The organism is Jonquetella anthropi DSM 22815 (genome assembly GCF_000237805.1).
Classification (GTDB): Bacteria; Synergistota; Synergistia; order Synergistales; family Dethiosulfovibrionaceae; genus Jonquetella; species Jonquetella anthropi.
Genome location: NZ_CM001376.1, coordinates 1,649,997 through 1,675,934, shown reverse-complemented (window position 1 = coordinate 1,675,934; position 25,938 = coordinate 1,649,997). Strand labels below are relative to the sequence as shown.

General features: G+C 58.1%; 24 protein-coding genes. 12 read left to right on the top strand and 12 right to left on the bottom strand.

What is annotated here, in order from left to right; all coding sequences use genetic code 11:
* Positions 1-23: 23 nt before the first annotated feature.
* Positions 24-1,193 carry an aminotransferase class V-fold PLP-dependent enzyme gene (locus JONANDRAFT_RS07860; RefSeq protein WP_008523473.1) on the top strand — a complete coding sequence of 390 codons (1,170 nt, stop codon included), beginning with the start codon at positions 24-26 and terminating at the stop codon, positions 1,191-1,193.
* Between the two features lie 50 nt (positions 1,194-1,243).
* On the opposite strand, the gene mce is transcribed toward JONANDRAFT_RS07860, so the two are convergent.
* Together mce and JONANDRAFT_RS07850 are read right to left on the bottom strand one after the other, a co-directional pair.
* Complete coding sequence (gene mce / locus JONANDRAFT_RS07855) at positions 1,244-1,654, bottom strand: methylmalonyl-CoA epimerase (protein WP_008523472.1); 411 nt, start codon at positions 1,652-1,654, stop codon at positions 1,244-1,246.
* Positions 1,655-1,745: 91 nt separating this feature from the next.
* Positions 1,746-2,219 (bottom strand): universal stress protein, encoded by a 474-nt coding sequence (locus tag JONANDRAFT_RS07850; protein ID WP_008519860.1) that lies wholly within the window; start codon positions 2,217-2,219, stop codon positions 1,746-1,748.
* Between the two features lie 68 nt (positions 2,220-2,287).
* On the opposite strand from JONANDRAFT_RS07850, the gene JONANDRAFT_RS07845 reads away from it, so the two are divergent.
* Positions 2,288-2,824 (top strand): hypothetical protein, encoded by a 537-nt coding sequence (locus tag JONANDRAFT_RS07845; protein WP_008523471.1) that lies wholly within the window; start codon positions 2,288-2,290, stop codon positions 2,822-2,824.
* On the opposite strand, the gene JONANDRAFT_RS07840 is transcribed toward JONANDRAFT_RS07845, so the two are convergent.
* The 4 genes from JONANDRAFT_RS07840 to gyrA are packed head-to-tail and all read right to left on the bottom strand — an operon-like array spanning position 2,814 to position 7,459.
* Entirely contained in the window at positions 2,814-3,593 is a 780-nt protein-coding gene (locus tag JONANDRAFT_RS07840; RefSeq protein WP_008523470.1) for an alpha/beta hydrolase, read from the bottom strand. The two genes, JONANDRAFT_RS07845 and JONANDRAFT_RS07840, sit on opposite strands and share 11 nt — an antisense overlap.
* Positions 3,590-4,333 carry a CDP-diacylglycerol--serine O-phosphatidyltransferase gene (gene pssA, locus JONANDRAFT_RS07835; RefSeq protein WP_008519855.1) on the bottom strand — a complete coding sequence of 248 codons (744 nt, stop codon included), beginning with the start codon at positions 4,331-4,333 and terminating at the stop codon, positions 3,590-3,592. The genes JONANDRAFT_RS07840 and pssA overlap by 4 nt, the downstream gene beginning before the upstream one ends.
* On the bottom strand, positions 4,330-4,947 hold the full coding sequence (locus tag JONANDRAFT_RS07830) for a phosphatidylserine decarboxylase (protein WP_008519853.1): 618 nt from the start codon (positions 4,945-4,947) through the stop codon (positions 4,330-4,332). Before JONANDRAFT_RS07830 ends, pssA begins: the two co-directional genes overlap by 4 nt.
* A 1-nt stretch (position 4,948) precedes the next feature.
* Positions 4,949-7,459 (bottom strand): DNA gyrase subunit A, encoded by a 2,511-nt coding sequence (gene gyrA / locus JONANDRAFT_RS07825; protein WP_008519851.1) that lies wholly within the window; start codon positions 7,457-7,459, stop codon positions 4,949-4,951.
* A 311-nt stretch (positions 7,460-7,770) separates the two neighbouring features.
* On the opposite strand from gyrA, the gene JONANDRAFT_RS07820 reads away from it, so the two are divergent.
* From JONANDRAFT_RS07820 to JONANDRAFT_RS07810, 3 genes are all read left to right on the top strand, one after another.
* Positions 7,771-9,258 carry an AMP-binding protein gene (locus JONANDRAFT_RS07820; protein ID WP_008519849.1) on the top strand — a complete coding sequence of 496 codons (1,488 nt, stop codon included), beginning with the start codon at positions 7,771-7,773 and terminating at the stop codon, positions 9,256-9,258.
* Positions 9,259-9,309: 51 nt separating this feature from the next.
* Positions 9,310-10,701, top strand: a complete 1,392-nt coding sequence (locus JONANDRAFT_RS07815) for a glutamate synthase-related protein (protein WP_008523468.1) — start codon at positions 9,310-9,312, stop codon at positions 10,699-10,701.
* Positions 10,702-10,771: 70 nt separating this feature from the next.
* The gene (locus tag JONANDRAFT_RS07810) at positions 10,772-12,115 is read left to right on the top strand and encodes an aminotransferase-like domain-containing protein (RefSeq protein WP_008523466.1); all 1,344 of its coding nucleotides are present in this window, start codon (positions 10,772-10,774) and stop codon (positions 12,113-12,115) included.
* Positions 12,116-12,210: 95 nt separating this feature from the next.
* Here the strand turns inward: JONANDRAFT_RS07810 and JONANDRAFT_RS08430 are convergent, their stop codons facing one another.
* Complete coding sequence (locus JONANDRAFT_RS08430) at positions 12,211-13,167, bottom strand: peptidylprolyl isomerase (RefSeq protein WP_008519843.1); 957 nt, start codon at positions 13,165-13,167, stop codon at positions 12,211-12,213.
* Between the two features lie 240 nt (positions 13,168-13,407).
* On the opposite strand from JONANDRAFT_RS08430, the gene JONANDRAFT_RS07800 reads away from it, so the two are divergent.
* Positions 13,408-14,097 (top strand): metal-dependent transcriptional regulator, encoded by a 690-nt coding sequence (locus JONANDRAFT_RS07800; RefSeq protein ID WP_008523464.1) that lies wholly within the window; start codon positions 13,408-13,410, stop codon positions 14,095-14,097.
* 1,279 nt (positions 14,098-15,376) lie between these two features.
* Here JONANDRAFT_RS07800 and sdaAA read toward each other — a convergent pair.
* Positions 15,377-16,249: an L-serine ammonia-lyase, iron-sulfur-dependent, subunit alpha gene (gene sdaAA / locus JONANDRAFT_RS07795; protein WP_008519836.1), complete on the bottom strand. Its 873-nt coding sequence runs from the start codon at positions 16,247-16,249 to the stop codon at positions 15,377-15,379.
* Complete coding sequence (gene sdaAB, locus JONANDRAFT_RS07790) at positions 16,246-16,917, bottom strand: L-serine ammonia-lyase, iron-sulfur-dependent subunit beta (RefSeq protein ID WP_233417402.1); 672 nt, start codon at positions 16,915-16,917, stop codon at positions 16,246-16,248. The genes sdaAA and sdaAB overlap by 4 nt, the downstream gene beginning before the upstream one ends.
* 485 nt (positions 16,918-17,402) lie before the next feature.
* Here sdaAB and rsmG point away from each other — a divergent pair, with 485 nt between their 5' ends.
* From rsmG to JONANDRAFT_RS07765, 6 genes are read left to right on the top strand one after another with little or no spacing between them, the layout of a single operon-like run.
* On the top strand, positions 17,403-18,086 hold the full coding sequence (gene rsmG, locus JONANDRAFT_RS07785) for a 16S rRNA (guanine(527)-N(7))-methyltransferase RsmG (protein WP_008523462.1): 684 nt from the start codon (positions 17,403-17,405) through the stop codon (positions 18,084-18,086).
* Entirely contained in the window at positions 18,068-18,841 is a 774-nt protein-coding gene (locus tag JONANDRAFT_RS07780) for a ParA family protein (protein ID WP_008519830.1), read from the top strand. The genes rsmG and JONANDRAFT_RS07780 overlap by 19 nt, the downstream gene beginning before the upstream one ends.
* Entirely contained in the window at positions 18,829-19,764 is a 936-nt protein-coding gene (locus JONANDRAFT_RS07775; protein ID WP_008519828.1) for a ParB/RepB/Spo0J family partition protein, read from the top strand. The genes JONANDRAFT_RS07780 and JONANDRAFT_RS07775 overlap by 13 nt, the downstream gene beginning before the upstream one ends.
* The gene (locus JONANDRAFT_RS08115; protein WP_008519825.1) at positions 19,761-20,018 is read left to right on the top strand and encodes a hypothetical protein; all 258 of its coding nucleotides are present in this window, start codon (positions 19,761-19,763) and stop codon (positions 20,016-20,018) included. The genes JONANDRAFT_RS07775 and JONANDRAFT_RS08115 overlap by 4 nt, the downstream gene beginning before the upstream one ends.
* On the top strand, positions 20,006-20,473 hold the full coding sequence (locus JONANDRAFT_RS07770; RefSeq protein WP_008523461.1) for an HIT family protein: 468 nt from the start codon (positions 20,006-20,008) through the stop codon (positions 20,471-20,473). Before JONANDRAFT_RS08115 ends, JONANDRAFT_RS07770 begins: the two co-directional genes overlap by 13 nt.
* A complete protein-coding gene (locus JONANDRAFT_RS07765; protein ID WP_008523460.1) occupies positions 20,470-21,132 on the top strand; it encodes an IMPACT family protein in 663 nt (220 codons plus the stop codon). Before JONANDRAFT_RS07770 ends, JONANDRAFT_RS07765 begins: the two co-directional genes overlap by 4 nt.
* A 2,729-nt stretch (positions 21,133-23,861) precedes the next feature.
* On the opposite strand, the gene JONANDRAFT_RS07755 is transcribed toward JONANDRAFT_RS07765, so the two are convergent.
* Genes JONANDRAFT_RS07755 through cbiM form a run of 3 tightly spaced genes read right to left on the bottom strand, consistent with a single transcriptional unit; the run spans position 23,862 to position 25,935 of the window.
* Positions 23,862-24,590 (bottom strand): energy-coupling factor ABC transporter ATP-binding protein, encoded by a 729-nt coding sequence (locus JONANDRAFT_RS07755; protein WP_008519809.1) that lies wholly within the window; start codon positions 24,588-24,590, stop codon positions 23,862-23,864.
* Complete coding sequence (locus tag JONANDRAFT_RS07750; protein ID WP_008519807.1) at positions 24,578-25,327, bottom strand: energy-coupling factor transporter transmembrane component T; 750 nt, start codon at positions 25,325-25,327, stop codon at positions 24,578-24,580. Before JONANDRAFT_RS07750 ends, JONANDRAFT_RS07755 begins: the two co-directional genes overlap by 13 nt.
* A complete protein-coding gene (gene cbiM, locus JONANDRAFT_RS07745) occupies positions 25,324-25,935 on the bottom strand; it encodes a cobalt transporter CbiM (RefSeq protein ID WP_008519805.1) in 612 nt (203 codons plus the stop codon). The genes JONANDRAFT_RS07750 and cbiM overlap by 4 nt, the downstream gene beginning before the upstream one ends.
* Between the last annotated feature and the right edge of the window lie 3 nt (positions 25,936-25,938).

Sequence of the window (25,938 nt, the reverse complement as noted above, 5' to 3'; positions counted from 1 at the left end):
TGAATTAAAGGTCGTGATGCATCGTGGGGATATACCTGAACAACGGCGCGACGAGTTGGCCGAAGCCGAAAGAAGTCTGCGAGGCAATTTCTCAGTTCATATCGTTGGGCGGGGCAAATTTAGGGAGAGGGAGCGCGTCGTTTCGGGACATGAAGACGGCGTCGTCTGTGTTGGAGTGTCGGGAAACGCTGGCATCGTTCTTTAACGGCCACTCACATCGGCTGCCGACGTTAGTGACGTTCACGGCGAACATCACCGAGTCGCTGAATACGGTCCTGAACGGCTTGTTGGAGCCGGGTTGCCGGGTCGTTACCACGTCGATGGAACACAACGCGGTGATTCGTCCGCTCTGTTCCCTTCGAGAGAAGGGCGTTCACGTGGACGTCGTTGAATGCGACTCTGAAGGTCGGCTTGACTTGGACGACCTGAAGAAGGAATTGGATAAGAAGAAAACCGACTTGGTCGTGATGAGCCACGCCAGCAACATCTGCGGTACTGTTCAAGACTTGAAGGGCGCCGCTGAGATTTGCCGGCAGAGGGGAATCGACTTGGTAGCCGACACGGCTCAGACTGCCGGGCACATAGCGCTTGACGCGACGGAATTAGGGTTGGCAGCTCTTTGCTTTACCGGCCATAAGGGCCTTTTGGGCCCTCAGGGTATCGGCGGGATTATTTGGAGGGGCGACATCGCACAGCGCTGCCGTCCGATGATTCGCGGCGGGACAGGCAGCTTTTCCGACCAAGAGGTCCAGCCGTCGGTCATGCCGGATAAGTTTGAGTCCGGGACGCTGAATCTGCCGGGCATCGCTGGACTGAACGCGGCGGTCAAGTGGATCCAGTCCGAGACGGTTCAAAAAATTGCGGCCCAAGAGAGGGCCGTGGGTGAACGGATGCTCGACGGGCTCCTGTCCCTTCCTGGGGTTCACCTATACGGCCGGCAGGGAATGGAAGGCCGCGTCTCGGTGTTCTTGGTGAACTTCGACGGGGTGGACAACGCCGAGTTGGCTGCCGAGCTCTCCGAGCACGGAATTGAAACTCGTCCGGGGCTTCACTGCTCGCCGTGGGGGCACAGGACGTTGGGGACGTTTCCGGCCGGCGGCCTGAGGCTGAGTCCTGGGTACTTCACGACTGCCGAAGAGGTCGATCAGGCTTTGGAGATCATCGGCCGTTGCGCGGCGAAGTTAAAGCGATAAAAAAATCGGCCCTTCAGATAAGTCTGAAGGGCCGATTTTTTGTGCGGAGACTAGCAGTTTCCTCTTTGACACAGCTCCAGCAGGACGCCGCCGGTGGATTTGGGATGAAGGAACGCGATCAGCGCACCGCCGGCACCCCGCCGGGGCTTTTCGTCGATCAGCTTGACGCTTGCGGCTTTTAACTCCTCCAAGGCTTTTTCGACGTTTTCCACCCGAATGGCCATGTGGTGAATCCCAGGCCGTCCTTTTTCCATGAACTTGGCGACCGGGCTGTCCGGGCTCGTCGGCTCGAGAAGTTCAATTTCCGTGTCCTTAATGGGAAGAAACGCGGTTTTTACCTTCTGGTCGGCCACCTCTTCCACCCCAGTGCACTTGACGCCCAACACGGCTTCCCAGAACTTGAGCGCCTCGTCGATGTTGGGAACTGCCACGCCGATATGATCTACCACGTCCAGTTTCACTGTATCCTCTCCTTTGCCAAAATCCCCTCGTGGGCGGCGATAATTTTTCCGCTTAAAATCATATCAGATTCTCAGGAGCTCTGAGAGACGTTCAGCTTTTCGCCGGTTCTTCTGTCTCGTCCGGACGGTACAGCAGGACTGAAGTGGAGGCGTAGCGGATGACGTTGGAAGCGGTGGATCCGACCAGCAGACGTTCAAGCGCCGAGTGGCCCCGGTACCCGACAACGATCATGTCGAATTTCTCGTCCGACGCGGTGGTGCAGATCATCAACGTGGGGTTGCCGGCCAAAACGGCCACGTCTTCAATGCAGTCCGTGACGTCCGGCTCCGCGGCTTTCGCGTCGTCGATGTAGCCTTGAAGCTTTGTCTTGGCGGTCTGGGTCATTTCCTCTTCCAAACTGGCTGGCAGAGACGGCTCGTATCCCTTCCACGTGGCGACGTTCGGGACGGCGTGGATCACTTTTACCTTTGCTTTAAGGCTTGTGGCAATCCGGCACCCATAACGAATCACGTCTGACGCGAGAGCGCTTAAATCGACGGCGATGAGAATCTTACGAACGGTCATGGAAAGGCCTCCTTTAATAAAAATTGTTAGTTCGTCCGAAACAACGCGCTGGAGAAAGGAGAAAACTCGTGAGACAAAATATTTCGAGCGCGGTCAACCGAAAAATCGTTTTCTGCGCGCTTTTCGCTGCTCTGTTGGCCTGCGCTGCAGCCGGATTGTGGATTCTGTGGCCCGGCTGGCAGGAGCGGTTCCTCTGGGGGTGCTGTCTGCTCGTCTGCGCCTGTCAGGCTAAACAGGACTTCGAGAGCCTGACCGTGAGCGACGGGCCGACGGTTCTTCTCGCCCTATGCGCCGCGGCAGTCCGCACTCTCAGCGGGACGGCCTTTGACGGATTGCTCGGACTGATTCCCGGCGCCTGTTTGGCTCCTTTTGCCTTTCTGGCATTGATCGGCTGGGGAGATGTCCTGCTTGTTATGTCGGTCGGCGCGGCGCTGGGGCTTCGTTGGGGACTGACGGCGCTGGGAATTGGGTGTTTTGTCGCCGGCCTCGCGGCGGGAATCGGCCTTCTGACGGGGAAAGTCCGCCACGGTCAAGTCTGGCCGTTTGCGCCGGTCCTTTTTCTGGGCGTCTTTTTGGCGGTTTTCATCCTGGCGGTCAGTTTTTAGTGCTCAAGAGGACCTCCCGGAGTTCCCGAACCATGATCTGGAGCGGCAGCCTGCTGGGCGAGCCGTTCAGCGTCCGAAACGAGTGATCCGCTCCATCGACGACGAACCACTTTTTATCGTCGCAGACGACGCCCTCATAGAGCCTGCGGCACGACGGCTGGTCGAACGAGGCGTCCAGGGAGCCGTAAAACGAGCGAAACCACGCCGGCCGGGCGTTGCGTGCGGCCTTTTCGAGGAAGCTTCGGTCGGGCAGGTCGCGGAGAATCGGCAGGGCGAGGGCGTCGCGGCACTCCGGCCGGAGCTGATCGCCGCTGCCTGAAACGATTAACCCGTCGACGGGTACCCGCTCTGACGAGCCGTAGCCGCCAGCCGCCAGCAGGGCGATCAAGCCGCCGAGGGAGAACCCCCACAAGGTAAGCGGCAGGCGCGGATAGGCCGAAGCGACGGCCGACACGGCAGCGGAGGCGTCGGAGAACTCCTGCTCGAACGTCTTACCGCCAAACGCGGCTTTAATCCAGCCCATCAGGTCGCTTCCCCAGCTGAGCCGGTCGCGGCACGACCGGCTTGACTCGACGAGCACCGGCAAAACCCCGCGCTCGGCCAGCATCCCGCCAAGAGAGGCGTATTTATTGCCAGGAAGGGGCTGAGCCCAGCTGTGAACGCCGTGAAACAACACAACGGCGCGGCGCGGTCTGTTCACCACGCCGACGGACAGGCGGGTAATTCGGTCGCCGTATGAGCCGGCCAGGTCGACGGATTTCCACCTCATGACTTTTCGTCCCGGTCTTTCTGTTGGGCTCGGTCAGTGCTCAGCCAATCGCTCCAATTGAAGCTCAACAGCCCGCTGGCCAAATAAATTCCCGACAGGATAAGGAACGTGACGCTTTTTAAAAGGGCGACCGTCACGAGGACGAAGACGAGCAGAGAGGCGATCTTCTGGAAGTGAATAGAGTTCCGTTTCAGGCTTTTCAGGTTCCCGTACGGGACGGATGAAATCATCAGGGTGCCGGACAGGACAGACAGCCCGGCGATCAGCGCCGGCGGCACGTGCAGCCCAGCCATCACCCACGACACCATGAAGATTCCAGCCGCAGGGATCGGAAGGCCTTGAAACGGCCCGGGACAGTGCACCACGTTGAACCGAGCGAGCCGGAGCGCGCCGCACAGGGTAAAGTAAAGCGCCACGATCGTGCCGACCACGTCGGGAAGGTTCTTCAGGTACACCGTGTAGATCAGAAGCGCCGGCGCGACGCCGAAGCTGACCACGTCGCCCAAGCTGTCAAACTCCACGCCAAAATCGCTGCTCAGTCCCATGGCCCGGGCGACCATGCCGTCGCAGAAGTCGAACGCCACAGCCATAGGGATCATCCAGGCGGCGGTAACGTAGTGTCCCCGAAGGGTCAGCACCATGGCCAACATGCCGCACAGCAGGTTGCCGCTGGTAATCATGTTGGGAATATTGCTTCGGATGGGTATTTCCCGAAGTCTTCGGCGGGCAAGAAGTTTCATTTCTTCACCTCCGCAATCACCGTTTCTCCGGCGACTGTTCGCGCCCCGACGCTCACGGACAAAACCGCGTTCAAGGGCAGGTAGACGTCGACCTTTGATCCCAGCAGGATCATTCCGTACCGCTGTCCGGCGGCAAACGAGTCGCCCTTTTTGACACTGCAGGCGATCCGTCGGGCAACCAGCCCGGCGATCTGGCACTGGAGCACCCGGCCGTGGGCCGTTTGGTACCCCAGGAAAAACCGTTCGTTTTCAAGCGACGCCTTCGGGGCCGAGGCGACCCACTTGCGCCCCGGAATGTAGTCCAAGTACTCCACCGTGCCGGCGCAGGCCATTCGGTTGACGTGAACGTTCAGCGCGTTCATGAAAATGCCGATCTTGACCGCTGGGCCGCAGTACGGGTGAGACGTGCGGACGATCTCAGTCACTCGGCCGTCTGCCGGCGCGACGAACGCCCGCGGGTTGTCTGGCGTTTTGCGTTCCGGATCCCGGTAGAACCAGCCGACCAGCAACGTGACCGGCAGAGTTAAAAAGAGCGCCGGCGGAAAACAAAACAGCCCGACGGCTGACAGGGCCAGCCAAACGAGAAGAGGCCGCCGTCCTTGGGGGGCCAGCACGCTAGGCCTCCGTTTCCGGCTCGTCGACCGGCAGGGTTAACTGCCGAGGGTCGGCGTCCGTCAGGGACTCCGGAGCCATCGGCGCCGGGATGACGCTAACGCTTGCCAAGAGGTCGCCGTCGTTCAGGCGAAGGACGATCGAGCCGGTGGCCGTCCGGCTCAGCAGCGGGATATCCGACGCGGAAAGGCGGATCATCCGTCCCTTTTCGGTCATCAGTCCGACCTCGTCGGACGAAGCCACGCCGACCGCAGCGGCCAACCGGCCGGTACGCGCTCCTAGGTGCATGGCCTGAACACCGCCGCTGCCTCGGTGGTGAATCGGGAACTCCTCCGGCTTCGTGCGCTTGCCGATACCCGTTTCACTCACTAGGAGCAAGTTTTCATCCGGTGCCACGGTCCAAGCGGCGATAATCCGGTCGTCCGGCGCCAGCTTCATGGCCTTCACGCCCCGGGCCGCCCGTCCCATGGGCCGGAACTCGCTCTCGTCGACGTGGGCGGCTTTGGCCTTAGACGTAACTAAAAGGACCTTTGAATTGCCGTCCGTGTCGATGATCGCGGCGATTTCGTCGCCGTCGTCGAGGGACAAAACCCGCCGGCCGGCTCGGGTCAGGTTCTCCAGTTCTTCAGCGTCCATGCGCTTGCCGATGCCCCGCTTTGTGATGAAAAGCAGGTGGGACGTGGCGGTCTCCTCAAGGGTACCGCGCATGGCCACGACGCGTTCGTCGTCGGTCAGGGAGACGAATTTGCTGACGGCGCGTCCTTTGCCGGTCTTTGTCTCAGGAATCATGTGCCCCCGAATGGCGAAAACCCGCCCGCGGGACGTGAACAGGAAAATATCGCTGTGAGTGGACGTGACGGCCATCTGGCCGACCTCGTCGTCGTCCTTGAGGACGGCGCCCAGCCGACCTTTTCCGCCCCGGTTCTGAAGGTTGTAGTTCTCCAGCGGCGAGCGGCGCAGGAAGCCGTCCTTCGACAGGGTGACCAGAATGTCTTCCTCTGGCAGCAGGTCTTCCAGCGAGTCGCCTTCCGTTGGCAGAGCCGCGCTCAGCTCCGTTCGGCGCTCGTCGGCGAACTTGCGGCGCAGCTCGCCCAGTTCGTCGTTGATGACGCCGTCGAGAACCGACGGGTTGTCGAGAATTGAGCGGTATCGTTCGATGTCGGCCAGCAGCTGGGCCAGCTCGGCCAGAAGCTTTTCCCGCTCCAAGCCGGTCAGGCGCTGCAGCCGCATGTCCAAAATAGCCTGTGCCTGCAGGTCGGTGAAGGCCAGCTCGCCGATCAGTCCGGCTTTCGCGTCGTCGGCGGTCTGAGCTCCCCGAATGATGGCGATCACCTGATCGATGACGTCCAGCGCCTTGCAGAGCCCTTCGACGATGTGACGGCGCGCCTCGGCCTTGTCGAGACGGAACTGGGTGCGCCGTCTGACCACCGAGCGCCGATAGTTTAAGAACGTTTCAAGGAGCTGTTTTAAGTTCAGCTCCACCGGCTTGTTGTCCACCAGCGCCAAGTTGATGATGCCGAAGGTGCTCTGGAGGGACGTGCGGCTGTACAGCTGCCGCTGAACCAGCTCGGCGTCAGCCTCTCTTGTCAGCTCAACGACCAGACGAAGGCCCTTGCGGTCCGACTCGTCTCGGATATCCGAAACGCCGTCGATCTGTTTTCCCTGCACGCCCTTGACGATGCTCTCAATGAGAGTCGTCTTGTTGATCATGTAAGGGATCTCGGTGATGACCACGTTCGTTTTGCTCCGGGACTTCTGCTCGACGTGGCATTTGCCCCGCAGGATGATCTTTCCGCGGCCGGTGCGGTAGGCGTCTAAAATTCCCTCTCGGCCCATGATGATACCGCCGGTGGGGAAATCCGGGCCGGGCAGACAGCTCATCAGATCGTCGAGCTCGGCGTCAGGCCGGCGGATCAGCAGCCTGAGAGCGTCGACCACCTCGCCTAAGTTGTGAGGGGCCATGTTGGTGGCCATGCCGACGGCGATGCCGGTGCTGCCGTTGATGAGCAGGTTTGGCAGGGCCGACGGGAGCGTCAAAGGTTCTTTCAACGACTCGTCGAAGTTCGGGCCCCAGTCGACCGTGTCCTCGTCGATGTCGGCTAACATCAGCTCGCCGGTCTCGGCGAAGCGGGCTTCGGTGTACCGCATGGCCGCGGCGCTGTCGCCGTCGATGGACCCGAAGTTTCCTTGGCCGTCCACCAGCGGGTAGCGCATGCTCCACTCTTGGGCAAGACGAACCATCGTCTCGTAGATGGCGCTGTCGCCGTGGGGATGGTATTTACCCATCGTCTCGCCGACGACGCGGGCCGACTTTTTGTACGGCTGATTATGCTTGATGCCCAGCCCCATCATGGCGTACAGAATACGGCGCTGAACCGGCTTGAGCCCGTCTCTGGCGTCCGGCAGAGCTCGCCCGACGATGACGCTCATGGCGTAGTCGAGATAGCTGTGCTTAATTTCCTCGACCAGCGGATGAACCGTTACCCGGCCGAGATTATCTGGCGTTTCGATCATGTAAAAACCTCCGTTTGCCAAGAAGAGGGCAGAATCTCCCCTTATTATTTTCTATTTTAGCACGGGAACCGCTGCCAGGCCCGATGGGAGCTTTTTCGGCGCGTATATTTCCTTCGGCGGCTCGATTGGCGAAAAATTGGCCGGACCGTCCGTAAAACTGTAGAACTGAGGCGTTTCCTCAGCGGGAAGTTATTTTTCTTCGGAAGATTGATGAGGAGAAAGAGAACGCTTGTGGTAGACTTTTAGCGATATATGCAGGATGAAAATGCTGAAATTGAATTTGGTCAGAAGGTTCAGGGGGAGAATGAACGATGAACGGGAAACGACTGGAAGAACTTATTTCTGAGGCGTGGGCGTCCCCGCGATCTCAGATGTGGTATCAGGGACAATGGCGTTCCAGCGACTGGCTTTTTCGCGCCAGTGAGACGATGGAATGCTCCCTTCGTGAAGCCGGATTTGGCACTGGGCAGCGGCTTTTAGCTCTGCTTCCCGTCTGTCCGGAGTTCCATGCCCTTTCGCTGGCCTGTTGGCGGCTCGGCGGGACGATCGTTCCGGTTAACACGGCGGCCGGCATCGGGGCGATTGAATCGGTGGTTCGCCGTGCCGACGCGTCTTTGGCGGTGCTTGGCCCTGAGACGCTCCCTCACAAAGCTGATATGGAGAGCTGGGGACAGCCCTGCGCGAACGTTTCTCCCGAAGGGGAACTTTCATCGGTCAAGGTGCGGGCTACCCAGCAAGACGACCCGGAGACGGCGGTCATCTTTTTCACCTCCGGGACGACCGGCGTTCCGAAGGGCGTTCCCCTGACTCACGGGAACCTTCGTTCAAACATTGAATCGGCGGTGCAGCATGCCATTGAGCTGACGGACGACATGGTCATGCTGAACGTTCTGCCCAACTTTCACGCGCTGGGATGCGTGGTGAGCGGGTGGCTGCCCCTCGTTGCTGGGATTAAGCAGGCCATGGTTCGGTCGTTTCTTCCCGTCTCTGCGGTGGTCGAAGCGGCTCAGGCGTCCCACGCCAACTTGTCGGTCATGGTGCCGACGATGCTTCACTTCCTCGTTGGAACGCTCCTGAAGGCGAGAACGTCTCTGCCTGACATGCGGCTCGTGATCAGCGGCGGCGATCGGCTGGCGACCAACTTGGAGCTTCGCGCCCGAGAGGTTTTTTCCGGCGCTCGGCTCGTGGAGGGGTACGGCGTGACCGAGTCGTCCCCCGTCCTCGCAGTGACGGCGCTCGGCCGTGAGCACCGCACCGGCACGGTCGGCACGTTCCTGCCCGGCGTGGAATATAAGCTGCAGGGGCTTGACGGCAAGCCGGCGCAAGGGAACGAGGGCGAGCTGTGGGTCCGCGGGCCGTCCATTACGACTCATTACTTCAGGGATCCGGAAAACACGGCGCTGCGCTTTAAAGACGGATGGTTCGGGACCGACGACCAAGTTCGGATCGACCCGGACGGCACGATAACCATTCTTGAGCGGGTTAGCGACCTGATTATCGTGGGCGGATTCAGCGTTTACCCGCAGGAAGTCGAAGCGGCTTTGGCGTCCCATCCGGCCGTCCGGCAGGCGGCCGTTGTGGGACACAGACAGTCGGTCAGCGGAGAGGTTGTTCGGGGGTTTGTCGTTTTGGCGGACGGCGCTTCCGTTTCCTCGTCAGAGCTGATTGAGTGGTGCCGGCAGCGGCTCCCCCACTTCAAAGTCCCGCGAAAAATTGAGTTCCTTTCCGAACTCCCCGTCAACGCCCTTGGCAAGGTGCTGCGGCGCAAACTTCGCGAGCTGTGCGAAAAAGAAAAATAGCGAACTGAGCCGTTTCTGGAGGCGGCTCGGCCCATCTGGAGATGGTGCACTGTGTCCGTGTACGTGTGTCCGATGTGCGGCTACCGGTACGACGAAGAAGCGGAGGGCGCTCCTCTGTCTTCTTTGAAAGAGTGTCCGCTGTGCGGCTGTCCGATCTCGCAGTTTGAGCAGGACTCCGAACCGGAAGCTCAGCCCAAGCCGGAAAGAACATCCGGCGGGGACTTGGCCTATCCGGCCGAGTTCACCAAGACGGACCCGAAGATTCGATACATGTCGGAGATTCAGGAAATGGCCCTGACAGGCCGTCCTCTTTCGGGCGCCATGGGAACGCTGATGCCTATTCCCAACTGGGATGGGCTCGTCTTGCCGGGCGCTCAGCTGGATCCTATGCCGTTGGACGACGGTGCGGACGTGCGGATCGAAACGGTTATCGGCCCGAACGCGGCCCGGCCGCTTGAGCTGTCCGGACCGGTCTACGTCTCTCACATGTCGTTCGGAGCCCTTTCCAAAGAAGCGAAGGTTGCCCTTGCCCTCGGTGCCTCAGCCGTCGGGACGGCGACCTGCAGCGGCGAAGGAGGCATTCTGCCGGAAGAACGGGCAGCTGCCGCGAAGTATATTTTCGAGTACATTCCCAACCAGTACAGCGTTAACGACGAGAACCTCCAAGCCGCCGACGCGGTGGAGATAAAGGTCGGTCAGGGGACAAAGCCCGGCATGGGCGGCCACCTTCCCGGCGCCAAGGTCACCGAAGAGATCGCCCGTATCCGAAACAAGCCGGTTGGGCAGGATATTTTGAGCCCTTCCCGCTACCGGGATATCAACTCGCCGTCGGATATGAAGGACTTGGTTTCGAGCCTTCGTCGGCGGTCGAAAGGCCGTCCGATCGGCATCAAAATTGCCGCCGGACACGTGGAAAATGACTTGGCGTTCTGCTTGGCCGCCGAGCCGGATTTCATCACGATCGACGGCAGAGGCGGCGCGACTGGTTCGAGCCCGCTGATCCTGCGCGAGGCCACTACGGTGCCCACCATATCAGCCCTCTGCCGGGCCCGGCGTTTTCTCGACCAAAAGGGAAGCGGCGTTCAGCTGGTCATCACAGGCGGACTTCGGATTTCTGCCGACGTGGCCAAGGCCATCGCCCTAGGGGCCGACGCGGTCGCCATGGCGACTGCCCCGCTCATTGCCTTAGGCTGTGCCCAGTATCGGATATGCGGCTCCGGCAAGTGCCCGATGGGCGTGGGGACTCAGGACGCCGAGCTGCGGCGGCGGCTTGACGTGCCAGCGGCTGCCAAACGGGTGGAGAACTTCTTCGCTTGCCTGCTGACCGAGCTTCGGACGTTCGCCCGGGTCACCGGTCACGCCAGTTTGATCGACCTAGGGCCGAACGACCTGTGCGCCACAGATCGAACCGTCGCAGAGATGACCGGGATTCGGCTGGGGTAAAGAGGATCATCATACGGACGGCGCGACGGCTTGATGCGGCCGCCGCGCCGTTTTTTGAGGCGGTGAAAACATGATCGAGTTGGCTCTTGACCGGTCTGCGCCGACGGCACTGTACGTTCAACTTGCCGACAGACTGTCTGATCTCATTCGCTGCGGCGCTCTCGGCCCGAGCGAGCGGCTGCCGTCCAGCCGAAGCATTTCTGCCGACTTGGGCGTGAGCCGGCAGACGGCGGTGGACGCGCTGTCTGAACTGGTCAGTCGGGGGCTTGTAACCGCCCGGGGGCGGAGCGGTTTTTTCGTCGCCTCGGGCCGGCAGGCGCGGGACCGACAGGAGTGGGGCGCTCTCCTGCACATGGACGACGACCGGCCGGAAGGGCTGATGGTTCCGGCCAAAATTCTTTCCAGCGCGGCAGACGCGCTGTTCTCAGACCATCGGGCGTTTGTCGCTTCGCCGGTGGCAGGCTGGGAATCGCTTCGGCGGCTACTTGTCCGGCACAGCGCCGCCCGGGGAATCGCCGCTCAGTGGTCCCATATTTTCCTGACTTCCGGCGGCAGGCAGGGCCTGTCACTTGCTCTCATGGCGCTCAAAGAGCGCGGCGTCCGTCATTTGACCGTGCCAAAACTCTGCTGGCCCGGCGCTCCTCTCTGCGGCGAGGCCGAGGGTTTTGGAATTTCCCGCCTTCCTTCCGACGACCTGACCGAACTGGCGGCCCTCGGCCCGGCAGACGCCCTGTACCTGAACCCGAGCTTTTCCAACCCGACCGGCCAAACCATCGAGCTGGCCGAGAGGAAGGCCGTTTTAGAGGCCTCGCGTCGTCAAGGTTTTTGGATTTTGGAAGACGACGCGTACGGCGAACTGCGGTACGGCCCTGACGCCGTCCCGGCCTTCCGCGCCATTGCGTCCGACGGAGACCGGCTGGTGTACCTGAGCTCGTTCAGTCAAGCCCTTTGTCCGGGACTGCGGCTCGGGTATTGCCTAGCGCCCAAAACGCTCCACAAGTCCTTTGAAAACGGGCTGTTGCTCCGTTCCGGCCCTGCGTCCTCGCCGCTTCAGCTGTGGCTGGAAAAACTGATCGACGGCGGCGGCCTAGAGAGGGCGTTAAGCTGTGTGAGAGTTGAAACGGCCAGCCGAATGAGAACGCTGTGGGAAAACCTGAAGCGTCTGACGCGTCCGTGGTCGTCCAACCGGCCGCAGGGAGGAATTTACCTCTGGCTTTCGACGCCGGAGACCGACGGCCGCGAGCTGGCAGAACGGTGTTTTTCCCTCGGACTGGCGATCGCGCCCGGGCAGCTCTTTTCGTCCGACGGGCCGGTAAACGCGGTCAGGTTGTCCATCAGCTCCTTGTCGGGGCCTCAAATAGCCGAGGCTGTCACGCTGATTGAGAAAGCCAGCGGTGCGGTGTCGGAAAACTGAGGGCTCGATAATGAAAGCTGAGAGAAAATCAACGCTTTTGCGAGAAAAAACGGCCCCTTCCGAACTTCGGAAGGGGCCGTTTAAATGTGTCGGATTTACTTTTTCGCGTCAGCCGGAACAGGCTCGGACGTCGGTGCAGGAGCAGAAGTTGATGAGGCAGGAGCCGGAGTTTTCAGGCTCTCATCAAGAATTTCGACCGGGTACTTCTGCCGCAGTTCGGCGATCGCCTTCTGGAACGCCGCGAGCTTTGCCTGGCTGGACAGGGTCGATTTAATGCTCGCCTTGACGTCGTCAAGCGGCATCGTCTTGGCCGGATGGGCGTCAGTCACCTTGATGATGTGGAAACCAAAATCGGTGCGAACCGGCTCGGACGTCATTTCGCCGGGCTTGAGGGCGAAAGCGGCTTTTTCAAACGCCGGAACCATCTGTCCCTTGGAGAAAAACCCTAAATCCCCGCCCTGGACTTTTGACGGGCAGGATGACATATCCTGAGCCGCTTTGCTGAACTCCAAAGAGCCGCTCTTTATCTTTTTAATAATATCCATCGCCTTGTCCTTAGCTTCGGCCACCTCTTTATCAGAAGCGCCCTTGGGGACTGAAATGAGAATGTGGCTCGCCCGAATTGACTCGGGCACGAAGAACGAATCCTGATGCGCGTCGTAGTACTGCTTGATTTCCGCGTCGCTGATATTGTCGCCGCTGCCGGCAATGGCCTTCTCGCCGGCGAGGTTGGCGAGGACCTGACGCTCGTGAAGCTGCATGGCGTCCTTGAACGCCTGGGTGTCCTGAAGGTTCTGTTCTTTGCCGGACAGGGCGAGCAGGTTGAAGTTCACCAACTCGTCCAGCAGGGCGGCGCGTCCCTGCGGGGTCTCGATGTAAGCTCTCTGCTGGGCAGGGTATGCGGCTATCGCCATGTTCATATCCCGTTCGGTGATAGTTACCGGGCCGACTTTAGCAAGAATCTTGGCATCGTTGTCTGCGGAAGCCGCAAAGGCAATGCCTGCTGTGGCGGCAACTGTTATTGCAGCCAAGAACACGCGATTAAAACGCATAAAAAGATCCTCCTCAAACGACAGTGTGTGAAATAAACTGGGTTCATTATACGAACTCAAAAAGCATGGAAAGTCGTTTGTTTTAATGAATTTTTAAAGAGAAAAGGGCGGGATCCTCTGATTGTAATGGCTGGAACCGGTATAATTTTTTGCGGGGAAATACGATATAATAAATCGTTACGGTGATATGCTGCATTCGATGCCGTACGAAACCGAATGCCGTTGCAGGGAGGGATAGGCGTGGTTACATCGCGCACCGAAGACTACTTAGAGACCATTTTTGAAATTGAAATGGAAGGGCAGCTGCCGTCGATTACCGAACTGGCATCACGGCTCGGGCTTCGCAAAGCGACGGTAACCGTCGCCGTCCAGCGCATGACGGAAGAGAACCTGATGCTTCACGAGCGGTACGGGAAAATTGCCCTGACCCGCAAAGGGCTAGGCCTGGCCCTCGTGACGTTTCGGCGCCACCAGCAGATGAAAGCGCTTTTCGAGCGGATGCTCGACCTGCCGTCGGACGTGGCCGAGAAAATGGCCTGCGCGGTGGAACACGAGCTGACGCCGCTCGCGGACCAGCGGGTGAGCGCGTTCGTCGAATTCATGGCCGAAGAGCGCCGCAAGAAGTCGCCGTGGCTTGACCGGCTGGACGAGGCCTTGAAGCAGCCCCAGAAATTGACCGTCCCTCTGGCGATGATCCCACCGTCGCTCAACTGCGAAGTCCAGGCGATTGCCGCCCCGGCTGAACGCCGCGAAGAGCTTCGCCGGCTTGGCATCGTCGTGGGCGCCGGGCTCGTTCGCTGCTCTGACGATGAAGAGCTGTGCTTCTCCCTGATCGACGGCAGCGACCCGATCAAGCTTCCTCTTCAGGATGGGGTCGCTATCTGGGTTATTCCCTGCGCTACAGGAGAAGAAAGCCTGTTTCACGAGTAATCTCTTTTTAAAATAAAGAATAAAGAAAAGCCGCCGGATATTTTCCGACGGCTTTTTTCATGGCCTGAGAACGAAAACGACATGATAAAAGAGTTGAAATATACTGATATATATTGACTAATTAAAACCCCGGAAGAGAGGCAGACGCTTTTTTAAACCTTCGACGACTGATTTCCTGTCACGGCGGTCAGTTCAGCCCAAGAGGATTTGGAATAGCTAGGCTGGAAGCAGACAACGCGGACAGCGGCAAGCTGTTTCAACTTAAAAGCTCCAAGAAAGCGCGAAACCGTTTGTTGGGCGAGCGCTCCTCCCCCCTATCGAGGGGGGCGAGCAAGGCGCGTGGGTTGGCAAAAGGGTTTTGATGAGTCGGCGCTGCAGACAAAAATATAGGCCGAAGGGAGAAAGACCGCTGGCCCCGTATCATGAGGGGCCTTTCGAACGACGGGGGGACGATTAACAACGATCAAACGAAACAATTGGACGAACCGATACAAGAGGACAAGGAACGTTGACGGCTAAGAAATGAGCCGTTGCCTGATGAGAGCGAAATTCTTCCGCGAGCGACACCGCGTTGATCAATGTGCTCAGCAGCAAGTCGTTTCAGTTTAAGAATCTCCGAGAGGGACGAGAACATTTAGCAAATGTCTCAGCACTCCCCTCTCCGCTAGAGGCTTTTTGATTAAAGCCCCATAAAAAACAGTCCTGTGGAAGTTGAAATGTGTTGATAAATATTGACGTATACTGAATGTCGCCGGCTCAGACAATCAAGAGGAACCTTAAACGGAAGTCTCCACCATCGAAAAGGCGGCAGAGGCGACCGCCCAGCGTCAAAGAAAAAAAGAAGTGCAGAGACGAAGAAACGGTTTTTCTCTTCATAGGGGCGAAGCCCTTTCGTAACGAATCGGCGATGATAATGTATCCACGAGTAAATCTTTTCGGCTTATGCCACCGAGGAGCGCGAAGACGTTCGCTGAACGGGCGCTCCCCTACCACAAGGGACCTGCTGGGTCAGCGCGACTGGCATCGGCAAGACGGTTCTGTCGATATTGTAGGAAGGGAATATTAGACGGACGACAAAAGCCTTGCCTCGATGAGGCCGAAGAGAATCTAAAAGGTTCTCAGCGCAGATTAAGACCATCTACAAGCCGTTTCGAGTCACGCTCTCAGAATAAGAAGCAGGACTTCTAGCGAAAAAAAGCAGCCCGCGGATAATATCCGCGGGCTGCTTGTGTAAGGCGAGCTTCTTAAACGTTGTTATTTAAGGTCTCCTGAAAATCAATCAGTGAATTGTCTTCTGAGTTTCCAACAGCTGGGCGGTCACTTGCCGCGCCGTCGGCGAGACGGCCAAACCGCCGCAGGCCGTTTCTCGGAGGCTGGGCGGCAGAGCGCGTCCCACCTTGCCCATCACGTCAATCATCTCGTCAACTGGAATGAACGACTCAACGCCCGCCAAAGCAAGTTCGGCCGCTAAAATGCCTAGTGACACCAGCATGCCGTTTCGCTTGATGCAAGGAATCTCGACCAGCCCTGCCAACGGGTCACAGACCAGGCCGGTAATCGACTTAATCGTTATGGCCACGGCTTGGCCGCAGGCGCCCGGAGTTCCTCCAGAAAGGTAAACCAGTGCCGCCGCTCCCATCGCCGCCGCGCTGCCGCATTCAGCCTGACAGCCACCCTCCGCGCCAGCAAGCGACGCCCGAGCCGCAATCACCTCGCCGATGCCGGCAGATACGATCAGCGCGTCCAGAACGGTTCGTCCTTCGTATGGGGTGCGCTGCTCCTCAAACGCTAAGATCATGCCAGGCAGGATCCCACAGCTTCCAGCCGTCGGCGCTGCGACAATTCGGCCCATCGAGGCGTTGCAGGTGTTCATCCCCATCGCAATGGTGCAGGCTCTCCAAGTAAACTCACTGGTCAGTCCCGGTCGGTGAGCCAGCAGCTTTGGCACGTCGTTGGCGGCGACTTTGGGACGGTATGGGGTGACCAACGCGTCCTTGGCGCTCTCCCTCATCACGTCGAGCCGGCGGGCCATCGACTCCCGGATAACTTCTTGGTCGACCCCGCTGTCATGGGCGTCGCAGTCCAACATCACCTGCGGAAGGGTTTGGCCGGTCCTTTCAGCCGTATCGATGAGGTCTTTTAAGCTGTTCATGCCGCACCTCCGCTGACTAGCGGCTGAATCACCAACACGCGGCAGTCCTCAGGAAGTGACGCTTCGAGAACTTTCCGCAATGGCTCGTCGACTGGGCTGTCGACTTCCATCACCGCGACGGCCTGATCGCCCCGGAATTTTCTGCTCAGGCGCATCGAAGCGATGTTAATGCCTCGGTGGGTCATTTCGCTGGAAAGGGCTGAAATAATTCCGGGCTGATCTCGGTGAGGAACGACCAGTGTTGTGCTCATGCCGTCTATTGCTACGTCGAACCCGTTGATGGACGTGAGCAGAACCATTCCGCCGCCGACGCTGCACCCGATGAGTTCCATGACAGACTGCCCGTTCGTCAACACAAAACGGGCGGTGTTGGGGTGCCCTCCCGGGTCGTCCTCGGTGTAAAAGTGGTACTCAAGTCCGCGCTCGTCAGCCAGCTGAAAGGCGTTGACGATCTGTGGGTCATCCGGCTGAAGTCCCATCAACCCAGCCAGCAGCCCACGATCGGTGCCGTGTCCCCAATACGTTGCGGCAAACGAACCGCGAAGGTAAAGGTCGGCGCTCGTTATCGGTTTTGCCCAAGTTTGGCGGGCTAGAAGTCCCAATCGAACAGCCCCGGCGGTGTGGCTGGACGAAGGTCCTACCATCACCGGTCCAATAATATCCAACATCGACATGCAATTCCCCCCAGACGCCCCTCACGGCGTTCTGAATCAAGCCCCCTCAAAAAAACGGCAGAAGGCAAAATATTTTACAGTGTCAAGCAGGGATTGAAAAGAAAGAGTCTATCCCCATCGGAACGGCTGTCAACAGGCAAAGCCGCCGATGTCAGGATATTTTCCCTCACAACTGTTCTGAGGGCGTGAGACGTTTTGCCGAACTTGTCAAAGTGCCAGATTTGATAATGACAGTTAGCGGACATGATAAAGCAGTGAATCTGAAAGGCGTAATGTCCGAATCTGGTACTCAAGGACGAAGCAAGTGACGTGCAGGACGACATTTTACGTGGTTTTGAGGCCAAAAGTAGCACTTAATCGCGGAATGACGGCTGTTCTTCGAGTAGTTACTTTAGACACACAGCGAATGTTTCACGTGAAACATTCAGGTACGGTTCGGAAGTCGTGGTAAGATACAAAATAATGGAGGTGAAGAGTTGGTGACAGAACTTAACCGGTTAAACATAACCGCAGCGCAGGAAAGCATGCTCAAAGAGTACCTCTCCCAATTGTGTCAGGCGAACGGGCGGGTCAGGTTGACCGGCTCATCAGATCCGACCGTGCTTTGGCAGGAACACGTGACCGATTGTTTGTATCTTGCAAGCGCTGTCGAAGGGACAGAAAAAATCATCGACGTTGGAACCGGCGGAGGTCTTCCTGGTGTTGTTCTGGCTGTTTGTTTCCCGAAGTCGCACGTGACCTTGCTGGACAGCCAAAAGAAAAAGGCCGTTCAGCTGGGGAAAATCGTCGAGGCTCTAGAGCTGGAGAACGTCTCTGTCATTTCAGCTAGGTCTGAAGAGCTCGCCGCGGCACGCCGAGAGGAATGGGACTGCGCGGTCGCCCGAGCGGTGTGTGAAGCTCCCGTTCTGGCCGAGTACCTGTCGCCGCTTGTTCGACAAGGCGGCTGTCTACTGGCGATGAAGGGGCCGGCGTGGGAAGAGGAAGTCCTGCCGGTCCAAGGAAAGTGGTCCGCTTTAGGTCTGAGCGAGCCGCGAGCTTTGCCATACCAGCTTGGCGAGTCGGCAAGGGTAATTCTTCGCTGGGACAAGGTGGCCGCGATCGATAAAAAATACCCAAGACGTCCTGGTCGGGCGGAAAAGATCGGATGGTGGAAGAACGCATGAAGGTCATAACGGTGATTAATCAAAAAGGCGGCGTTGGGAAAACGACGACGGTCGTCAACCTGTCCGCTGAGCTGTCGCGCCTTGGGTATCGAATCTTAACAGTTGACTCGGATCCGCAGGGCAACTGCTCCAGCGGGTTAGGCTGGGGAAAAGAACCGGGACCGACCATGTACGAGTGCCTTGTGGACGGAGTGCCCGCCCGCGAGGCGATCGTTTCGACCGCTTGGGGGCCGGACCTTCTTCCGTCGGGAGTCTCTTTGGCCGGCGCTGAGCTCGACCTAGCGCCGCTGATGAGCAGAGAAAATAGGCTTTTACGGTGCCTTCAGGGTGTCTGGACCGACTACGATGCCGCCCTTGTGGACTGCCCCCCCGCGCTTGGCCTGTTGACCGTCAACGCGATGACGGCGGCTTCGGTGATTCTCGTGCCGATTCAGTGTGAGTATTACGCCATGGAAGGGCTGACACTGCTCGATCGAACAATTCAGACGGTGCGGCTCAACCTGAACCCAGAGCTGAAGATTGACGGCATTCTTTTGACGATGTATGACCAGCGCACGCGGTTGGCCGACGAGGTGGCAGGGCAAATACGGGAGGTTTTCGGGTCTGCCGTACTGAACACGGTCATCCCCAGAAACGTTGCCCTTGCCGAAGCGCCGAGCTTTGGCCAGCCAGTTGGAATATATGCTTCGTCAAGTCGAGGCGCTGAGGCGTACCGTCAATTGGCTCAGGAGGTGGAAGATAAATGGCTCAAGTAGGAAGTAAAAGGTTGGGACGCGGACTGTCTGACCTTTTGAAAGCGCCGATGGCCGAAACGAAACCGGAGGCACAAGGAGACTACGCGCCTGAATACCCAATGGAGAACCTTCGCCCCAATCCTGAACAGCCGCGCCGCCACTTTGACGACGAAGCGCTGAAAGAGTTGGCCAGTTCGATAAAAGCACACGGACTTCTTCAGCCGATTCTGGCCCGTCGGCTGAACGACGGGGCGATTATTGTCGCCGGAGAAAGACGTTACCGGGCCGCGAAATTGGCTGGCCTGCTGACGGTTCCGGTTCGGTTTGTCGAGGCCGACGACCGGCGGACGAGGGAAATGGCGTTAGTAGAAAACCTTCAGCGCGAAGACCTGAAACCGTTGGAACTGGCGTCGGCGCTTCGGGAACTGACGGAAAAATTTGGGCTGACGCAGGACGAACTTTCAAAGCGGCTCGGCTGGAGCCGCTCGGCTGTGTCCAACAAAATGAGGTTGCTGTCATTGCCGCAGCCGGTTGCCGATGCCTTAGCTGGGGAGGCGATCACCGAAGGTCACGCGCGCGCCTTGCTTGGCTTAGAAAGCGAAGAGGCCATCAAGCGGGTGCTTTCGGAGTGCGTCAGGCTGAACTGGTCGGTCCGTCAGGTAGAAAATCGGGTGCGCAGGCTCTGCCTGCAGCAGGGAATGCCCCCTCAGCGTAAAGCCAGATGCTGGCGTCCTCGCTCAGCGGCGCGTCTGGCTCGAGATCTAGGCGTCAAGTGCAGCATTTCTGGGCTTGATGAGGACAACTCATTCACTCTGAGCGGGCTGACCCGCTTACAGGTCAAGATCGTTTGCGCCCTGTTGGAAGCAAACGTCGACAGGATAAAAGACAGCGCCGCTCAAAAAGATTTAGCCGCCGTTCAGGACGAATCGGCTGACGGGGAATGAAACTCGTCGATCTGACGGTATTCAGCCGAGTAATTTCCATCGCTTTTACCGTCGCAGGGACGATGGGCGCGGCACTTCTAATCGGGCGGGAGCTGGTCAGCCGAGGGTATCCTTCTTGGGCGCTTGGCCTTTCGCTTGTGGTCGGCACTTTCGCTGCCCTAGGTCTCGGCTTCAGAGAGATACGCCGGTTAATCTTTGAGCTGGGAAAACGCTCTCCCGGCGGAAAGGAAGATACGAAAAAATGGAAACGATGATGGCCCCATGGCGGTATCAGTACATCACAGGTCCAAAAGGCGACGGCTGTCCGTTTTGCGCTGCCGGCTCCGATCGTGAGAGATTGGTCCTATTCCGAGGAACGAACTGCTACGTCATGTTGAACGCGTATCCCTACGCCACAGGGCATTTAATGGTTCTGCCGTTCCGGCACGTCTCGGACATCTGCGACCTGAGGGAAGGCGAGAGAACCGAATTGATGGAGCTGGTCTGTCGGGCGCGGGGGTGCCTCTGCCGGGCGTTTCACCCGCAGGGAATGAACGTCGGCATCAACCTTGGCGCCTCCGCCGGGGCTGGCGTCGCCGGTCACCTGCACTGTCACTTGGTGCCGCGCTGGGCTGGGGACAGCAACTTCATGCAGGTTCTGAGCGGCACGAGCGTGGTCCCGCTGAAGCTTGCCGAGAGCTGGGAACTTTTGAAAAAGTACTGGGAATGACCGACTCGTTTTGCCGGCTCGTATCCGGTGGAAAAGCGGTATACAAGGTGCGCCGGTCCGAGTTTATAGCCGCCGTTTACCCTGCCTCTTCGGTTGAAGCGGCGCAGCGGGCGGTTGAGGAAGTCAAGGCGGAGCAGAGGAACGCAACGCACAACTGCTGGGCTTGGCGAACAGAGCCAATTGGCAGACGGTCCGAAGCATCCAGTGACGACGGCGAGCCGGCAGGAACAGCCGGACGTCCAATTCTAGGTGAGTTGTGCCGGCTTGACCTGTGGGACGCCGTCGTTATTGTGACCCGTTACTTTGGCGGCGTTAAGCTCGGCCCGCGCGGTCTCATTGAAGCCTACAGCTTCGCGGCGTCGGAGGCCATAGGTCACGCCCAAAAGGAGTTTTTCCTGGCTGGTCGCCAAGTTACCCTCGTCACGGACTACGAACGACAAACGGCCTTAGCTGGATTGCTGCGCCGCCACGGGCTGGAAGGTCCCGGGCAGGAGGCCGAACGGGAATACGGTGAGACGGTCAAGATACGTCTGTTTGTGCCGCTCTCGCGCGTCCTGTCGGTCACGGAAGCGACGGGCTCCTACGAGTGGAATCGCCTGTTAGTTGAGGCCCCTGCATTGGGTGGCCCCCTTTGGCGCAAAGCGCCCGCTGAGGAGTAGAGGAGAGGGCGGCGCGCCCCAACAATAAAGAGAACTGCAAAAGGTTAATAAAAGTCTAATCGTTTAGCCTCTTTTAATATAAGAATAGGCCTTGCGGAGAACGTTATTTTTGTTTTTGGGAATAACGCAAAGGGGTTCAACGAAGAACCAGTCCCCTGGAAGGCCCTTGGTGAAAAAGTTTTAGGCGTTGTCTTGCCTAATCTATAAATCACCTCATTTGAGCGGCGGAGAAAGTCTTTGGCCGGGGGGTGAGGTGAACCACCTGTTTGTTGCTTTTGATTCTTCAAATTAACAGGTGCGTCAGTCGCGGTGCGCTGAGAGCGCAACAACGGGCGTCCGCAAGGGACGCCCGTTGTTGTGTATAAGGTCGAATTGGAAGGACGCTCTAAAGAACCGCGCGTCGTAGCGCTGAGATGATCAAGAAGAATCGGCGGGCTGGAAGGAACCGGCTAAATGTCGCGCTGTGTTGAAGAGGCGTTCACCCGAAGGCGGGGCGCAGGTCGTTCTGACGCTTCATGTTGTTTGGGCCGCAGTGGCTGGCGGGCGTGACAGCGGTATAAAAGTTGCCGGCTTGAAAGGGGCTGCGACAACGAAAAACGAAAAACGAAAAACGAAAAACGAAAAACGAAAAACGAAAAAAAGCCCTCCATCAGGTGGTTCTGTGTGTCCTTCGTCCTTTGCGTCCCATCTTATGCCAGAAAGAAAGCCGTACCATTTGAGACCTTGACCTCTTCTAGCAGGGAAGGCCGCGCGAATTTGCTCGATAAAATGAGGAGAAAACTGAGCGAGCAAAAGGACAAAAGCGGTCGATCAAGAAATTCATAAGCAAGATACAAGTACCCCGATACGCCCCAAAAGTATTATCGCAATATGATCAACGTCAGGCGAAAATTCCCGTCGTTCACGGTTCTTTATCCATCTAAACAAGATAGCGCGTACCCTGTGTTGCAGAACTGCGCCGTGAAGGGATTTTATTGCTGATCTGCCGAAAAAGTAGAGGTTGGAAACCGAAGACGAAACGTCGCTTTTTTCAAAATGAAATGATATGAGCCTCGGACGTTCGGCTGAATTTCTCGTTCAGCGGGACAGAGTTTGGTGCTGAAAGGGCCTTTGTTGGAGAAATTGATGCGTTCTCTTGGCGAAGGCGACAAGATTACGCGCTGCATGAAAATTCACCAATAGAACGGTCTTGATAGAGAGAAAAAGATGGAGCCGAAACGTTCAATACAGCATAAAGCCTGAGTCAGCGACGTTTTATCGTCTTGGTCAGCGCGGACGTCGAAAAGTTATTCCCGCTCGATGCAAATCTAGGGCTGGCTTTATTGCCCTCGTAACTGCGAAGGCTTCTGAACACGTTTGCCCTGACGGGCAGAGGGTGAGCCGTTGAACGTGACGGTGATACAATATAGTCAAAGGAGATGTTGCCCATGAGAGTGCACGAACGGGATATTGACTATACATATGGTGATATATTTAACATGAGTCAGTGCGGGCGTGACTTTTATGGGAAACTCGAAGGCTGGCGTCTTTTTCTGTTTTTGGTGGAGGCCCTCTGTGCAGGATTTCTTGCTGTTTATCTAGTGGAGGTTAGAGGATGGTAGTTATAGTTCTGCCGTGTCACTGCGCGCATGAATTGAGTTTCTTGGCTTAGTAACCGTGAACGAACACCGCCTTCTTGCCTTCGAGAAAGTAAAAGGTTTCTACGGGCCATCAGTCCTGAATCAGGACGGTGGCCTTTTTCGTGCCAAGAAGGTGCTGATAATACGTTAAATACTGATGATTCGACCTGTTACGCGGAGGCGTTCGACCAAGCGCCCGTTGTATTCACCTGCAAGCGGAGAAGCTCTCTCGGTGCTGTTAGGTCCTAAGACGTGACTGAACCTCACGGGCGCGTGAATTGAAACTGACGCGCCATAACGCTTAAACGGTGCTCAGCCGGCCACGTCTTGGCGGGCATATGAATTGAAACCATCGTGGTGGTACGACGTCATTAGCTCGGTTGGTCTTGCCCTCTTGGGCGTATAAGCACATAGAGTTCATTTTAAGAAGAGACGCCATTCATTTTTAGCGTTAGACGGGACGTAAATTAGAATGGCCCGAGGGAACTTTAAGAGAAGCGGGTCTTTCGGTTTCCCCGACCGAAGGGGCGTAGTCTGAGACGATTCATCGCGCCGGTGGCTTCATTGCGATCAGGCTATGACAGTGTTCGGTCGTTCGCCCGGCTTGCTCAACCGGCGGCGTTTTTGCAAACTTAGCCCAGTCGCCGGTCGGCGCGGGCTTTCCCCTGTGCTTTGTGCCAGAGCGCCGCAATAAATGTCTGCTCAATGGCTCGGTGCTGCCCTCAGCTGGGCCTATCCGTTTTGTGCTTTGAGCGGGACGACTTTTGCGCTCCAATGCGGGGTTTGCTTCGTCGCTTCTTTGTCCCCCTTGGGGAGCGGTTTTTTTCTAGCTCAAGGGCGTCCGTGTCGCTGTAAAACGGTTTTCTCCATTGGGTCAAAAGTATTTTCTTATGTGTTATCCCAAATAAGCTGAATGCGCCATCGGGAAGGCTCAGAGGCTGTGGGGGAATTTTGGGTGCGTGTAACATTCAGCTAAGGGAGCGAAGCCCAATAGGCCGGCTGTTTTTCAGAAGGGGAAGCCCCTGTTTCACGTGAAACAAAAGCCAACATACCGTTAAAATAACGACGCAGCCCGCCGCAAGTAAGCGGCGGGCTGCGTTTATTGTTTTGCTATCGGGAAGAAGACAGGCTCAGGGGCAGTTCAAGTCCCCAACGTTCCAGCGCTGGGCCGTCCTGAAGGATTTCCGGCCCTCCCATGGCGACGACCTGTCCGGCGCTGAGCACGGCAACTCGGTTGCACAGGTCAAGCGCCATGTCCAAGTCGTGAGTTGTCAAGATAAAGGGGCGCTTCAACTGGGAGAGCAGGTTAATGACCCGGCGGCGCGCTCTGGGGTCCAATGCTGTGGACGGTTCGTCGAGGAGAAGGAGCTCAGGCTCCATGACCAAAATGCCGGCCAACGCGACGGCGCGCTTTTCTCCGCCGGACAGCCGGTGCGGCGGGCGATTGGCCAAGCTTTCGGCGCTGAGTTTTTTCAGCGCTTCAAGGGAAAGTCGGTCCGCTTCTTCTCGCGGAACCTGCCGCGCGATGAGCCCGAACCCGACGTCTTCCAGCACTGTCGGCATGAACAGCTGGTCGTCCGGGTCCTGAAAGATAAGTCCGGCGGCGCGGCGCAGGTCCTTCAAATTCTTCTCGGTGATTTCTTGGTCGTGAAGGTACAGCGTGCCGGGCGGAGGAACGAGGCACCCGGACAGATGCGCCAACATGGTGGATTTTCCACAGCCGTTCGCTCCGACAACGGCGAGCCGGTCGCCCTGATCGAGGGAGAAGGAGAGGCCGCGAAGCGCCTGGGTTCCATCCGGATAGGTGTAATGTAGATTATTAACTTTCAGCAAAGCCATAGCTCAACCCCCCAGACAACAGCAGTCCAAACGGCGCTGACGGCGATAAGGCCGTACTCTTTAGCGCCGATTTTATGACGACGCGCTCTGTTAAAACCTGCCAGACCGCCGCGGCACTGGAGCGCCTGCCATGAGCGCTCGCCGCGATCCGAACATCCGACGAGGGAGCTCCCCAGCGAACAAGCGTGCCCGTTCAGGCGGACCAGCAGAGGCGCTTCCGGCCCTCGAAGGTGCAGCGCGCGCATTTTGTCAGAGGTTGTCTGAGCCATCATCAGCGAGTAACGAAGCATAAGCAGAAGGAGAATGCGAAATTTCTCGGCGACGCCGAGTCCGGCCATAGCCGCTTCGATTCCTGCGACACCCATGGCGGTGACGAGCGGCACGAGGCAGGCGGAGATGAGCAGTAGCCGTGCGGCTATTTTGAAGCCCATCATCGTCCCTTCGGGGGAGAACACGACGGCGACGCGAGGGGAACCGCCGGTCCATGTGAGCCCGATCAGCAGGGTTGTGATCGCCCCGACGATCAGCATTCGCCAGGCGGTTGGCCAGTATCGCTGAATGCCGTAAAAAAGAACGAGTACGAAAGGCAGGGAAACGCCGACCGCCAGAGCTGGCCAACTTTTCAGCGCCGCAAGGCTCAGGGCTGTTAAAATCCCACAGCAGAAGCGAACTCGACCGTCAATCCCGTCAAACGGCGAGACGACGGCCGAGTCGCTGCGCAAGGCGTCGAGACTCATCTGCTTTGGCTGTTAAGCAGAAGGTCTGGAGCCGAGCGTTTAAGGAACGCTGTAAAGAACGCGGTAATAATGCCCTCAATAGCCGCCAGAGGCAGGTGGGCGATAAAAACGGCCTTGGCAGAACCAATCATGCCGGTGTCCGTCAGCATGAGGAAACACCCGACAAACGTGGCGCAGAGAAGGACTGCCAGAGCGCCGGCTAAAAACGACCAGACCATGGCTTTAATGCCAGTGCTGTTAAGAATGAGCCGGGAGAAAACCAGCCACGCCAAGAAGGCCGGCACTCCCACGTCAACCGTGTTCGGGCCGATGGAGAGCAGCCCGCCAAATTGGAATAACAGCGCCTGAAGAAGCAGGGCGACCATCATGGCAGGGAAGCAGCTCCATCCCAGAACGAGTCCGATAGGGGCTAAAAGGGACAAGTGTGTGCAGCTGGGCCCCACCTTCACGTTGACGAGAGAGGCGAGGAAGAACGCTGATCCCATCAGCGACACCCGGATAATCTTGTCCGGGTTGATTTTTTTCAGGCCGACGGCGGTGCCGGCGGCAGCAATAACCCAACCAGTCGTGAGCGCCGCAGGAGACAAAACCCCGTCAGAGATGTGCATCTG

What these genes read in the sequence shown, in the direction of transcription:
- JONANDRAFT_RS07755 (WP_008519809.1), bottom strand. Translation starts at nt 24,590, where the DNA reads ATGGCTTTGCTGAAAGTTAATAATCTACATTACACCTATCCGGATGGA.
- JONANDRAFT_RS07750 (WP_008519807.1), bottom strand. Translation starts at nt 25,327, where the DNA reads ATGAGTCTCGACGCCTTGCGCAGCGACTCGGCCGTCGTCTCGCCGTTT.
- sdaAB (WP_233417402.1), bottom strand. Translation starts at nt 16,917, where the DNA reads ATGTTGGATATTATTGGACCGGTGATGGTAGGACCTTCGTCCAGCCAC.
- JONANDRAFT_RS07775 (WP_008519828.1), top strand. Translation starts at nt 18,829, where the DNA reads ATGGCTCAAGTAGGAAGTAAAAGGTTGGGACGCGGACTGTCTGACCTT.
- sdaAA (WP_008519836.1), bottom strand. Translation starts at nt 16,249, where the DNA reads ATGAACAGCTTAAAAGACCTCATCGATACGGCTGAAAGGACCGGCCAA.
- JONANDRAFT_RS08115 (WP_008519825.1), top strand. Translation starts at nt 19,761, where the DNA reads ATGAAACTCGTCGATCTGACGGTATTCAGCCGAGTAATTTCCATCGCT.
- gyrA (WP_008519851.1), bottom strand. Translation starts at nt 7,459, where the DNA reads ATGATCGAAACGCCAGATAATCTCGGCCGGGTAACGGTTCATCCGCTG.
- cbiM (WP_008519805.1), bottom strand. Translation starts at nt 25,935, where the DNA reads ATGCACATCTCTGACGGGGTTTTGTCTCCTGCGGCGCTCACGACTGGT.
- JONANDRAFT_RS07765 (WP_008523460.1), top strand. Translation starts at nt 20,470, where the DNA reads ATGACCGACTCGTTTTGCCGGCTCGTATCCGGTGGAAAAGCGGTATAC.
- JONANDRAFT_RS07780 (WP_008519830.1), top strand. Translation starts at nt 18,068, where the DNA reads ATGGTGGAAGAACGCATGAAGGTCATAACGGTGATTAATCAAAAAGGC.
- JONANDRAFT_RS07770 (WP_008523461.1), top strand. Translation starts at nt 20,006, where the DNA reads ATGGAAACGATGATGGCCCCATGGCGGTATCAGTACATCACAGGTCCA.
- JONANDRAFT_RS07840 (WP_008523470.1), bottom strand. Translation starts at nt 3,593, where the DNA reads ATGAGGTGGAAATCCGTCGACCTGGCCGGCTCATACGGCGACCGAATT.
- JONANDRAFT_RS07850 (WP_008519860.1), bottom strand. Translation starts at nt 2,219, where the DNA reads ATGACCGTTCGTAAGATTCTCATCGCCGTCGATTTAAGCGCTCTCGCG.
- JONANDRAFT_RS07810 (WP_008523466.1), top strand. Translation starts at nt 10,772, where the DNA reads ATGATCGAGTTGGCTCTTGACCGGTCTGCGCCGACGGCACTGTACGTT.
- pssA (WP_008519855.1), bottom strand. Translation starts at nt 4,333, where the DNA reads ATGAAACTTCTTGCCCGCCGAAGACTTCGGGAAATACCCATCCGAAGC.
- JONANDRAFT_RS08430 (WP_008519843.1), bottom strand. Translation starts at nt 13,167, where the DNA reads ATGCGTTTTAATCGCGTGTTCTTGGCTGCAATAACAGTTGCCGCCACA.
- JONANDRAFT_RS07820 (WP_008519849.1), top strand. Translation starts at nt 7,771, where the DNA reads ATGAACGGGAAACGACTGGAAGAACTTATTTCTGAGGCGTGGGCGTCC.